The 13005-nt window shown below is 47.4% G+C and carries 10 protein-coding genes and 3 riboswitches; all 10 genes read left to right on the forward strand.

The window, feature by feature from the left end; all coding sequences use genetic code 11:
* Positions 1 to 14 precede the first annotated feature (14 nt).
* Positions 15 to 121: riboswitch (SAM riboswitch) on the reverse strand.
* 137 nt (positions 122 to 258) lie between these two features.
* The 10 genes from M3152_RS15165 (at position 259) to M3152_RS15210 (ending at position 12560) form a co-directional block, all read left to right on the forward strand.
* Complete coding sequence (locus M3152_RS15165) at positions 259 to 597, forward strand: DMT family transporter (protein WP_251696354.1); 339 nt, start codon at positions 259 to 261, stop codon at positions 595 to 597.
* Positions 598 to 600: 3 nt separating this feature from the next.
* On the forward strand, positions 601 to 915 hold the full coding sequence (locus M3152_RS15170; RefSeq protein ID WP_251696356.1) for a DMT family transporter: 315 nt from the start codon (positions 601 to 603) through the stop codon (positions 913 to 915).
* Between the two features lie 13 nt (positions 916 to 928).
* Complete coding sequence (locus tag M3152_RS15175) at positions 929 to 2266, forward strand: MATE family efflux transporter (RefSeq protein ID WP_251696358.1); 1338 nt, start codon at positions 929 to 931, stop codon at positions 2264 to 2266.
* 90 nt (positions 2267 to 2356) lie between these two features.
* On the forward strand, positions 2357 to 3826 hold the full coding sequence (locus M3152_RS15180) for a nicotinate phosphoribosyltransferase (protein ID WP_251696359.1): 1470 nt from the start codon (positions 2357 to 2359) through the stop codon (positions 3824 to 3826).
* 13 nt (positions 3827 to 3839) lie between these two features.
* Complete coding sequence (gene nadE, locus M3152_RS15185; protein WP_251696360.1) at positions 3840 to 4664, forward strand: ammonia-dependent NAD(+) synthetase; 825 nt, start codon at positions 3840 to 3842, stop codon at positions 4662 to 4664.
* Positions 4665 to 4853: 189 nt separating this feature from the next.
* A complete protein-coding gene (locus M3152_RS15190) occupies positions 4854 to 5804 on the forward strand; it encodes an AAA family ATPase (protein WP_251696361.1) in 951 nt (316 codons plus the stop codon).
* Positions 5801 to 7006, forward strand: a complete 1206-nt coding sequence (locus M3152_RS15195) for a DUF58 domain-containing protein (RefSeq protein WP_251696362.1) — start codon at positions 5801 to 5803, stop codon at positions 7004 to 7006. Before M3152_RS15190 ends, M3152_RS15195 begins: the two co-directional genes overlap by 4 nt.
* On the forward strand, positions 7006 to 9198 hold the full coding sequence (locus tag M3152_RS15200; protein WP_251696363.1) for a transglutaminaseTgpA domain-containing protein: 2193 nt from the start codon (positions 7006 to 7008) through the stop codon (positions 9196 to 9198). The genes M3152_RS15195 and M3152_RS15200 overlap by 1 nt, the downstream gene beginning before the upstream one ends.
* A gap of 31 nt (positions 9199 to 9229) precedes the next feature.
* Positions 9230 to 9331: riboswitch (purine riboswitch) on the forward strand.
* A gap of 106 nt (positions 9332 to 9437) precedes the next feature.
* Positions 9438 to 10976: a glutamine-hydrolyzing GMP synthase gene (guaA, locus tag M3152_RS15205; RefSeq protein WP_251696364.1), complete on the forward strand. Its 1539-nt coding sequence runs from the start codon at positions 9438 to 9440 to the stop codon at positions 10974 to 10976.
* A riboswitch (purine riboswitch) is annotated at positions 10976 to 11077 on the forward strand. It overlaps the preceding gene by 1 nt.
* A 148-nt stretch (positions 11078 to 11225) precedes the next feature.
* The gene (locus tag M3152_RS15210) at positions 11226 to 12560 is read left to right on the forward strand and encodes an NCS2 family permease (protein ID WP_251628938.1); all 1335 of its coding nucleotides are present in this window, start codon (positions 11226 to 11228) and stop codon (positions 12558 to 12560) included.
* Positions 12561 to 13005 lie beyond the last annotated feature (445 nt).

Raw genomic sequence — 13005 nt, forward strand, 5'->3', positions numbered from 1 at the left:
CGTTGAAATCAATCTTCTTATCTTCAAGGCGCAGTTCGCCTTTTGGAATTAGCACCATACCAAAATCGGGCTGGTTGCTGAGACTTCATCGGGCCAATCCCTCCGTCTCTCGTGATAAGAATCAAAATATGTAATTGTTAGAAAAAACATTTATCTAAAGTTATCATGCATCCAGACGGATTGCAAGAAGTTTCGGAAATGAATGTCCGTGACCTTTTGCTATAATGGGTGCATGTTGAATGATGAGGAGGATTTCCATTGGCTTGGCTTTATGTTTTATTGGCGGCGATCGTCGAGATCTTTTGGGTGATCGGACTTCGGTATTCCGATTCGGTACTCGAGTGGGCAGGGACTATCGTTGCAATCGTCATTAGCTTCTACGCAATTATAAAGGCATGCGAGACGTTGCCATCCGGGACGGTGTATGCAGTCTTCACCGGTTCCGGAGCGGCGGCGATCGTTCTAATCGATTTCCTGTTTTTCAATGCGGAGTTTTCCATCGCTAAAGTGATCTTCATCGCGATTATCATCGTGGGAGTTATCGGGATAAAAATGACGACGGCTGCATCCGGTGAAGCAACGGAAGGGGGCGATTGAGATATGGCGTGGATATATTTAGTCATCGCAAGTTTAGGGGAGATTTTCGGCGTCATGGCCATTAATCTTTATTTGCAGAAAAGATCATGGCCCCGCCTGCTGCTCATCGTCGGGACGTTTTCGGTCGGTTTTATATTTCTGTCCCTCGCAATGCGCGACATTCCGATGGGGACTGCGTATGCGATTTGGACGGGACTCGGTGCGGCGGGTGCCGTCCTTATGGGCATCCTGTTTTTCAAGGAAGCAGCCGGGTGGAAACGGATGCTATTCCTTTGCTTGATCATCGGAGGGGCGGTCGGACTGAAGGTATTTGGATGAAGGGGGGAGCGCCATGGCGAAACAATATGATTTTACGGAAGGCCCGCTTGCAAAGCAGCTTATTTTTTATTCAGCACCGATCATTCTCACGAACCTTTTGCAAGTGTCCTACCAATTTATCGACAGCTTATGGGTCGGAAACCTTATCGGTGCCGACGCGCTTGGCGCAGTTGCGATTTCGGGTACTGTCGTGTTTACCGTCCTCTCTTTTGTCATCGGCCTGAATAATGCGGCGCTGACAATCCTCTCCCAGCAGAAGGGGAGGGGGAGCGAGGCAGGCTTGCGTAATTATTTGAACGCATTCGTCGTTTTATTGACGATCATGTCTGTTGTGTTAAGTTTTGCGGGCTTCTTTTTAGCGAAGCCGATTTTGGCATTGCTTGGAACGCCCGACTCGATGATTGAAATGGCAACGTCCTATTTGCGTGTCAATTTTTTCGGGATTCTGTTTCTGTTCGGATATAACTTCATCAACACCGTGTTCCGGTCTGTCGGCGACTCAAAGACGCCAATCTATTTCGTTTTGACGGCCGTCCTGCTAAACACGGTACTTGATCCGATTTTCATTGCCGTCTTCGGATGGGGCGTCCAAGGAGCTGCGGTTGCGACAATCGTATCCCAAGGGGTTGCATTTGCGACTGGCGCAATTTATTCCGTTCGCAAAAAGCTCGTGCCGTTTTCAAAGCCGCATCTGCCGGCTAAGCGTGAAGTGCTTGATATACTGAAATTGGGCATTCCGGCGGGTTTGCAAATGAGCGTCATTTCGGCAGGCGTCATGGCGATCATGAGTGTCGTCGCTTCTTTCGGCCCTGCGGTAGTTGCGGGGTACGGGGCTGCGCAACGGCTTGATAGTCTGATCATGCTGCCGGCGCAAGCGATCGGAACGGCAGTGAATAGTATGGCAGGACAAAACATCGGTGCGGGGAAGTGGAACCGTGTCCACAGGATTACGTTCATCGGCTTTCTATATAATCTTGGCATTATGTTTGCCATCGCCGGAATTGTCTACGCTTTTGCGGGGGCCGGTATCCGACTTTTCATTTCCGAAGCGGAAGCTGTCCGTTTTGGTGCGGACTATTTGAAGATGATAGCATTTTTCTATCCTTTTTTAGGCATCAATTTCGTACTCAATGGCGCTGTCCGTGCATCGGGGGCAATGTTCCAAGTGCTTGTGCTCAATATCATTTCGTTTTGGATATTACGTTACCCCGTTACGTACTTCCTGTCTGGCTTCATGGGAGATAAGGGGATTGCCCTCGGAATCGGTGTCAGTTTCGTCATTAGCAGCATCATCGCATTCCTGTATTACCGGTTCGGAAAGTGGAAACAAGCCGATATTTTTGGAGAATGAGGCAATTTAGGCGCATGTTATTTATAATGAAAACAAGGGTAAATAGTGTATACTGAAACTATCAGAAGATGCGGAAGAAGGAGATTTGACATGACTTCGAAATATGCTGACGACAGTTTGGCGCTACATACAGATCTTTATCAAATCAACATGATGGAATCGTATTGGGCGGATGGCATTCATGAACGGAAAGCGGTATTTGAGCTGTACTTCAGAAACCTTCCGTTCGGTAATGGCTATGCGATTTTTGCGGGACTTGAGCGGATCCTTGATTACTTAAAGGATTTTCAATTCAGTGAGAGCGACCTGACCTATTTACGGGAAGAGCTCGGCTATAGAGAGGATTTCCTATCTTATTTGAAAGACATCCGTTTTACGGGGGATGTTTATTCGATGAAGGAAGGGGAACTTGTATTTGCAAACGAACCGATCCTGCGAGTGGAATCGACGTTGGCGGAAGCCCAGCTCATCGAGACGGCGCTGCTCAATATCGTCAACTTCCAAACGCTCATCGCAACAAAGGCGAGCCGTATTAAGCAAGTCGTCAAAGAGGAAGTCGTCATGGAGTTCGGAAGCAGACGGGCTCACGAAATGGATGCTGCAATCTGGGGAGCGCGTGCCGCTGTCATCGGAGGAGTAGAAGCGACAAGCAACGTCCGTGCAGGCAAACGCTTCGGCATCCCGGTTGCGGGAACGCATGCCCATTCATTGGTCCAGGCCTATCAAAGCGAATACGAAGCGTTCCACTCGTACGCGAGACGGCATAAGGACTGTGTATTCCTCGTTGATACGTACAATACGCTGAAAATCGGCATCCCGACAGCCATTCAGGTCGCGAAGGAGCTCGGCGATAAAATCAATTTCATCGGCATCCGTCTTGACAGCGGCGACATTGCATTCCTGTCGAAGGAAGCCCGGAAAATGCTGGATGCAGCAGGATTCCAAGACGCGAAAATCGTCGTCTCGAATGATTTGGACGAGTACACGATCTTGAACTTGAAAGCGCAAGGGGCGAAGGTCGATGTATGGGGGATCGGCACGAAGCTGATCACCGCTTACGACCAACCGGCTCTCGGCGCGGTATATAAAATCGTTGCTATCGAGAATGAAAACGGTGAAATGGAAGATACGATTAAAATTTCGTCCAATGTCGAGAAAGTGACGACGCCTGGTCAAAAGAAGCTCTATCGGATCATCGACAGGGAAAACGGCAAGGCGGAAGGCGATTACATCACGATGTACGACGAAGACCCGACAGTGGAAAAAAGGATTAAAATGTTCCACCCGGTTCACACATTCATATCCAAATTCGTTACGAACTTCGATGCTGTGAACTTGCATACGCAAGTGATTGAAGGCGGAAATGTGATTTACAAAAATCCTACATTGAATGAAATGCGCCAGTTCGCCCACGATAATTTAGATTTATTATGGGATGAATATAAACGTTCCTTGAATCCAGAGGAGTACCCGGTCGACTTGAGCCAGAAATGTTGGGACAATAAAATGCGCAATATCCGTGAAGTGCAGGATCGAGTGGATGAGTTTTCAATGAGATGAGGAGGTGCGGAAAATGACTTTTCAAGAACAGGTCATTGCGGAGCTGAAAAGCATGCCGTCAATTGACCCGCAAGAGGAGATCCGCAAATCGATTAATTTCATGAAGGAATATGCAGTGAAAAATACATTCGTCAATGGTTTCGTCCTTGGCATATCGGGCGGGCAGGATTCATCGCTCGTCGGAAGGCTTGCACAAATGGCTGCCGATGAGCTGAACGAAGAGAACGGTACGGACCGGTATAAGTTCATTGCCGTCAGGCTTCCGTATGGGAAGCAGTTCGATGAAGACGATGCGCAGGACGCCCTTGACTTCATCAAGCCTTCCTTGCTCTATACGGTAGATATCAAAGGCGCGGTCGATGCAAGCGAACAGGCATTGGCAAAGGCGGGTATCAATATTTCCGATTATACAAAAGGGAATGAAAAAGCCCGGGAGCGGATGAAAGTCCAATACTCCGTTGCAGCGGCGCATAGTTGTGTCGTTCTCGGGACCGACCACGCTGCAGAAGCTGTGACCGGATTCTACACGAAATTCGGTGATGGCGCAGCGGATCTCATGCCGATCTACCGGTTGAATAAAAGGCAGGGCCGCCAGTTGATGAAGGCGCTCGGCTCCCCTGCGCATCTGTACGAAAAAGTGCCGACTGCGGATCTTGAAGATGACAAGCCTGCATTGCCTGATGAAGTTGCTCTCGGCGTCACGTACGAGGAGATCGATGACTTCCTGGAAGGGAAGCAAGTTTCAGACAAAGCGCTTGAAACGATTAAAAAGCATTATACAAGATCGGCGCATAAGCGTCACATGCCGGTTACGATATTCGACGATTTTTGGAAATGAACATGAACCCGCCATCGAAGCAAATTCGATGGCGGGTTTTTTGCTGTTGAATCGGTTTGCAAATTTTGTAAGATGTTGTGAAGCGACGGGTTTTACGTTATTATGAAGTTACATTTTGTAAATTTTCGGACATGTTATTGTAAAATATTGGGCAGGTTATAGAGAGAAGTTGGAATGGGAGGAAATAGAATGACTCATGCACAAGTAATCGACAAAGTTCTCGCGAATATTGATAAGGTGATGATCGGCAAGCGGGATATTGCGGAGCTTAGCCTTACAGCGCTTCTAGCAGGTGGGCATGTTCTCTTGGAAGACGTCCCTGGCGTCGGGAAAACGATGATGGTAAAAGCGCTCGCGAAATCGATCGGCGCTTCATTCAAACGTATACAGTTCACGCCGGATTTATTGCCATCGGACGTCCTTGGCGTCTCCATCTACAATCCGAGGGAAATGGAGTTCGAATTCAGACCGGGACCGATTGTCGGAAACATCGTCCTGGCTGATGAAATTAACCGGACGTCCCCGAAAACGCAAGCCGCCTTACTCGAGAGCATGGAGGAATCGTCCGTAACGGTGGACGGGGAAACGATCCGGATCCCGCAGCCGTTTTTCGTCATGGCGACCCAGAACCCGATTGAATACGAAGGGACATATCCGTTGCCGGAGGCCCAATTGGACCGATTTCTCTTCAAGCTGAAGATGGGCTATCCGAAACGGAGCGAAGAAATTGAAGTTCTGTCCCGTGCTGAAAAATCGGTGCCAATCGACCATCTCGAAACAGTCCTGACGATTCAAGAATTAGCGGAGCTCCAACATGCAGTGAAAGAAGTGACTGTCGACCAAACGATTAAAACGTATATCGTCGATTGTGCGTCGGAAACGCGCACTAATCCGCACGTCTATCTCGGAGTGAGTCCGCGCGGATCGCTTGCGCTCATGAAGTCTTGCCAAGCATATGCGCTTATTAAAGGGCGGACGTATGTAACGCCTGACGACGTGAAGTATTTGGCTCCTTTTGTGTTCGGACATCGGATGATCCTCCGTTCGGAAGCGAAGTACGAAGGGATCACTTCAAATGAAATCGTCGACCGGATCCTAACGCGGGTGAGTGTGCCGATTGACCGGGTCGGTTTGAAATGAAAAAAGGGAAAGAATTGCTATCGGTGACAGGCCGCTTCGTTTTCATCGTCGGCCTTTTCTTTTCCGTCTACGTCTTTGCGATGTTCCAAGGCGGTAAAGTGAGTTGGACGATCTTTTACATGTTGACACCCTTCCTTTTGTATTCAATCGCTCTATTTGCCTATCCGATAAATAATATAAAAGCTGAGCGCATCATCCGGACGAAAACGATCGAGAGCGGTGGGAAGCTCGCGGTTACCGTTAAACTTTCGCGGACAGTCCGATTCCCATTGCTGTATACCGTCGCGATTGAAAAATGGGCGGATCCCGCCATGGTCAGAAGCGCGAAAGCTAATACAAAGCATATCTTTCTATTCGGCTTCAAAAAGAGTATGGAGTTTTCATATGAAATTGACAAGCTTCCGAGAGGGGAGCATATTGTGGAAGGCGTCGAAATGGAAGTTTCCGATTTTTTCGGTTGGATTAAAAAGCGTGCATCCATAGAATTGAAGGATGCCATCCTTGTTTATCCGAATACGACTTCCATTAAATACGTGCCGATTAATTCCCAATATGACCGCGGATCTCTCATCTCCCCATTTTCGCTCGTCAAGGATACGACGATGGCGACAGGGGTGAGGGATTATCAGGCGGGCGACCGGGTCACATGGATCCATTGGAAATCCTTCGCCCGTACGCAAAATCTGATGACGAAGGAATTCGAAGATCGGCAATCGGAAGATATTATCGTGTTGCTCGACGGCAGAGAATCAAATCTGTTCGAAGAGAAGGTTGAACTTGCGGCTTCCATTGTCGAGGAGGCTGCGAACCATCAGGCGAATATCGCTTTCGTTTCTGTGGGGGCGGAGACGGTCGCGTTTCCATTCATCCATTCAGCTGACCAATTGCGCGATGTATTCGTTCATTTGGCTAAAATAAGGCCAACTGCTAGCGAAGGCATACAGCCGATAGCGGCGACACTGCCAGCGGTTGCCGGCAGCGTCGTCTTAGTGACGGCCGATCCCGACTGGTTGTTCATCCAATCGATGATGGCTCTCGTAAAAAATACGAAATCGGTCATCTGTTTCGTCATCGTTGAAGGGGAAAATCAGTTGCCTCAGCAGCTTCAAGAGCAAATTAGATTTGCCAAAGCAAAAGGGATCACTATCCATGCACTTAGTAGAAAGCAATTTTCGGAAGCCTTTAAGGAGGTGGCCAGTTAATGAAGGAAGTAAAGACAGATATGCGTTTCCTCATACTCATGTATGTGCTGGCTTTCATCCTCCTCTGGGAATGGCTGTTGCCTGTCATTGAATTGACCGACACGGAATATATAGCGGTTTTCCTTTATTTCATCGGCATTTCCTTCCTTTTCGGATTGCTGAGGATGAGATGGTGGCTATCCATCCCATTGAAACTTATCTATCTTTTTTGGTCGCTTCATTATGTGTTTTTTGAAACTGTCATTCTTTCGAGAGAAACAGTTTCTTTGCTCATAACGGATCTCGTGTCGAATATCGGCATTATCGCCGCTTGGAATTGGGAAGGCATTACGAATCCGTTCCGTACAGTCCTCTTTTTTGTCCTGTTATGGATGACGATCTACTTGATCCGCCATTGGATCGAAGTACGGAAAAGCATCCTCCTATTTTACGCAATGACGGTCATCTTCATCGCCGTTTTGGATACGTTCAGCTCCTATTCCGCGGAGGGCGCCATTTTTAGAATCATGGTATCAGGCCTTTTATTAATAGGATTATTGACGATTTCCCGCATTTCCGATAAACATGGACGGAAATTGGGGACGGGAATGTTCGCTGCCTTTTCCCTTCCTTTGCTATTTGCTGTCGTTTGCAGCAGTGCATTCGCGAGTATCATGCCAGATCGGGGACCGTCCTGGGCCGACCCTGTCCCTTTCTTGAAGTCGGTTGTGCAAGGTGAAGGGCTCGGGAACGGCAACTTTGCGGCGAAAAGCGGATACGATACGGATGACTCGAAGCTGGGGGGTGCTTTCTCACAAGATAGCACCGTCGTTTTCAGTGCGACTGTTCCAAAGAAGCAATATTGGAAGATTGAAACGAAAAACACGTATACGTCAAAGGGCTGGGAACAACAATCCGAAGAGACTATGCCGGTTAATATCGAACCGGGATCATTGCTAGCCTTTTCGAGTGCTGACTTGCTTGAGGAGACCGAGTTCCTTCACGCTGAAATCAATATGAAGCAACAATTGCCTTATCTCGTTTATCCATATGGTACGTCCAAAATCCATACAAGGACGGATGTCGTCTTGCAGAATCAGGAGGAAACTGGACAGTTTTGGGTAATGAAAGACGGAGAAGAGACGGAGCTTGATTCGTTCGGCATCGACCTCGTCGAACTGAACTACAGCTTAAAGGCACTTCGTGCAACCTCGATGGATGATTATGCGCTCGAATCCGTGGACTTTTCCGAATACTTACAGCTCCCTGAGCAATTGCCGGATCGTGTCCGCGAATTGGCGCTCACAATTACTGGAAGGGAAGAGAGCGTATACGAAAAGGCGAAATCAATCGAACGCTATTTCGCCAGAAACGGTTTCATGTACGACCAGCAGAATGTGGCGGTGCCGAAAGGGAATGAGGATTATGTGGATCAATTCCTCTTCGATACGAAACGTGGATATTGCGATAACTTTTCAACGTCCATGGTCGTCATGCTGCGTGCATCCGATATTCCTGCACGATGGGTAAAAGGTTTCGCTCCGGGTGAAGGGAAAACGAATCCACAGGGTAAGATGGAATATCAAGTGACGAACAATGAAGCGCATTCATGGGTAGAGGCTTACATTCCGGGATTCGGATGGATGCCTTTCGAACCGACAATCGGATTTTCGAATATGACCGGCATCGAATACGATCTCGAAATAGATATGAGCGATCCGGAAGCGCCGGACATGGAAGAACGTGAGAGGCCCGAAACCGACCGGACGGCAACGCCTGCTAAGAACGATGAAGATAATGGTATTATCGCTTTCTTCAACAAGATGGATAAGTTCCTTCGCGAAAATGCGTGGGTCGGCATTGCTGGGCTTGTTGGGATTGTAGTTATTGCGTGGCAAGTGTATAAGCATCGGGGAAGATGGATTCCTAAACTGCTCATAAACGCTTACCGGAAAAGGCAAGCGGATTGGGGTACGTACACGAAACAATATAAGGGCCTAATGAAGCAGTTGGAACGTTTCGGATTTAAACGGACGAACAGCATGACGCTATCCGAATATGCAAAAACAGTCGATTCGCACTTCGGTGGCCGTCGGATGCGGATGCTTACCGAGGCGTATGAACGCGGCCTCTATGGAGGATATACAAATCATGATGATTGGGCAGGCTTGCAGGAAATATGGGAAGATTTAATCAATAGGGCTTCCTGTTGATTTTTGCAAGTCGGAGGCGTAAGATTGAAAAAAAGAACAACCGATATGCCCTCATATAAATCCGATAATATGGTTCGGATGTTTCTACTAAGCCACCGTGAATGGCTTGTCTATGAAGGCAGGACAGTTATGTCTGTTTCTGCCTGCAGTAGAACGTTGAGACGCGTGGAAAGAAGGACTTTCTTACGCGTCTTTACTTATTTAGCGGCAACGGAAACTAATTGGAAGAGGTGGATCAATTGTCGACGGCTCCTTTATTGATTGAACAGGAAAAGATTGTAGTACTGAATTATGGTAACGCATATAACCAACTGATCACACGCACAATCCGTGAGCTCGGGGTTTACAGTGAATTGCATCCGCACACGGTTACAGCGGAGGAAATCAAAAATATGCAGGCTGTCGGAGTCATCCTTTCCGGCGGATCAAAGGAAGTTGATTACGGAATCGACGCCGGCATATTCGATCTCGGTATACCTGTACTCGGAATATCCTCAGGTGCGGAACTGATCGCCAAGCAATTCGGCGGAAAAACGGAAGTGACGGAAGATGCCGCGGACGTTCAGGAAGTCAATATGACTCCTGCTTCAAAGCTGTTTTCGGGACTTGCAGGAAAGCAATCCGTCTTAATGGGCAAAGGAAATGCGGTATCTGAATTGCCGACTGGCTTTACAGCAATCGCGACAGGCCCTGACGGCGGAACGGTCGCTTTCGCAAATGAAGAAAAACACCTTTATGGCGTACTGTTCCATCCGGAAGCTCCGCAATCCGCTGATGGCAAAGAAATATTGAGCAAATTCGTGCTCGCGGTTTGCGGCGCACAAAAAAGCTGGACGATGAAAAGTTTCATCGATATCGAAGTTGAAAAAATCCGTTCGCAAGTCGGCGACCGGAAAGTCCTTTGCGCACTAAGCGGCGGCGTCGATTCATCCGTAGTGGCAACGTTGATCCACCGCGCGATCGGCGACCAACTAACTTGCATTTTCGTTGACCACGGCCTTCTTCGTAAAGGTGAAGTGGAAAGCGTCGTCGACACATTCAGCAATCAATTCCATATGAACTTCATTAAAGTCGATGCCCGCAAACGTTTCTTGGACAAGTTGAAAGGCGTCACTGATCCAGAAGAGAAACGGAAAGTGATCGGCAATGAATTCATTTACGTATTCGATGAAGAATCCGCAAAACTTGAAGGAATCGACTTCCTCGCGCAAGGTACGATCTATGCGGACATCATTGAAAGCGGAACTGCGACAGATGAAGTGATCAAATCACATCATAATGTCGGCGGTCTGCCGGAAGACATGGAGTTCGAATTGATCGAGCCGTTGAAAGCATTGTTCAAAGACGAAGTGCGAGCGGTCGGAGCAGAACTTGGCTTGCCCGCTGATATCGTACAGCGCCAGCCGTTCCCGGGCCCAGGCCTCGGCGTTCGGGTACTAGGAGAAATTACGGAAGAGAAGCTTGAAATTGTCCGTGATGCGGACTGGATCCTCCGTGATGAAATCGCGAAAGCAGGACTTGATCGTGATATTTGGCAATACTTCGCAGTCCTGCCGAATATCCGAAGCGTCGGAAAGAGGAATGAAAAACGTTCCTATGACCATGCAATCGGCATTCGCGCTGTTCATTCGGTGGACGGCATGACAGCGGATTGGGCGCGCATCCCTTGGGACGTCCTAGAGAAAATCAGTACACGCATCACATCGGAAGTTGACCAAGTGAATCGTGTTGTCTACGATATTACCGCTAAACCACCGGGCACAATCGAGTGGGAATAAAGAAAACTGAATAACTGCATCGTATATCTTTGGGGATATGGCCCAAACGTCTCTACCGGAACGCCGTAAATGTTCTGACTACGATGATTGAATTTAAGGCGTAAATCGTTTTAATTTGATTGTCATGGGGAAGTATACGTGTAACTATCGTATACTTCCTTTTTTTGTATTTGATTATCAATGGATTTCCGACCTGACGACAACAGACCTTCGATTTCATTATAAAAATTACATAAAAGGACGGTTATCATGAAGAAATACTTTGAGTTTGATAAGCTTGGAACGAATTACCGGAGGGAAATCATCGGTGGGCTTACGACTTTCCTTGCAATGGCATATATTTTAGCGGTCAATCCACTCATGCTTTCATTGGAAGGGATACCTGATCTTCCTGATGCGATGCGCATGGATAAAGGCGCCGTTTTCGTAGCAACCGCGTTAGCAGCTGCAGTCGGTTCATTATTTATGGGGATAATTGCAAAATACCCGATCGGCTTGGCTCCAGGTATGGGATTGAACGCATTCTTCGCCTTTACAGTTGTGCTAACCTATGGAATCCCGTGGCAAACAGCATTGACGGGAGTTTTATTCTCTGGACTTATCTTTATTATTCTATCGTTGTCAGGATTGCGTGAAGCGATCATCAATGCCATACCATCACAATTAAAATATGCAGTTGGTGCAGGTATCGGCCTCTTCATCACCTTCCTCGGCTTCCAAAACGCAAATATAATCGTTGCGGATCCGAACACGCTTGTGACACTCGGCGATTTATCAGCTGGACCTACGCTGCTCGCCATCTTCGGCTTAGTTATTACCGTTATCATGATGGTACGGCAAATTAAGGGTGCAATATTCTACGGCATGATTCTGACAACGATTTTAGGGATGATCGTCAGCTTAATTGATATCCCGACGAAAGTGGTCGACAAAGTGCCATCCGTTGCTCCCACATTCGGTGCTGCATTCGAAGCGATCTTCAACGATCCCGCTTCATTAATGACAACTCAATTCCTTGTCATTGTCATTACCTTCCTCTTCGTCGACTTTTTCGATACGGCAGGTACGCTTGTTGCGGTAGCTACACAAGCAGGTTTGATGAAGGACGAAAAATTGCCGCGAGCCGGAAAGGCGTTGCTGGCAGATTCGATGGCTACAGTGACTGGTTCGATTTTCGGAACGTCCACAACGACTTCTTATATTGAGTCCACTGCAGGTGTGGCAGCCGGAGCTAAAACAGGCTTTGCTTCTATTGTAACAGGAACGCTATTCCTATTGGCATTGTTCTTCTCTCCATTACTGTTTGTCATTACTCCTGAAGTGACAGCACCAGCACTTATCATCGTAGGTGTACTAATGGTATCAACATTAGGGAATATCGAATGGTCGAAATTTGAAATCGCCGTACCGGCATTCTTCACGATCATTACGATGCCATTGACATACAGCATCGCCACTGGAATCGCAATCGGCTTTGTCTTCTATCCGATCACGATGCTGCTCGCCGGTAGAAGGAAAGAGATTCATCCGATCATGTATGGACTCTTCATCATCTTCATTATGTATTTCATCTTTATTAAATGAAGTAAGTGTATAATTTCTAAGTTAAGTGGGACGGCTCCTATGGGGCCGTTCCTTTTTATATACTATTAATTGAATAAGGATATAGTTTATTTTTAAAATCCCCCGTGCAAATGAAGTTGTCATTTGTCTCGATGTAACGGCCATTTCTATAGAGGAAATCAAGTATGTGAAATTTATTCACTAAAACTGTTGACACTTTAAGTTTCATTTGGTATAGTAATAAAGCAGTCGAGAGAACGACATAAACCGACAGCGAAATACATGAACCTTGAAAACTGAACAGCAAAACGTCAACAAATAAAGTTCTGGAGCCGACCCTGTCGGTGAAAAGAACAAACGAATCTTCGGATTCAAATTGACATCTTAATTGATGCCAGCAAGAAACTCGAGCTACTCGAATTTCTCTATTATGGAGAGTTTGATCCTGGCTCAGGACGAACGCTGG

Origin of the sequence: Sporosarcina luteola (genome assembly GCF_023715245.1) — a bacterium.
GTDB lineage: Bacteria > Bacillota > Bacilli > Bacillales_A > Planococcaceae > Sporosarcina > Sporosarcina luteola_C.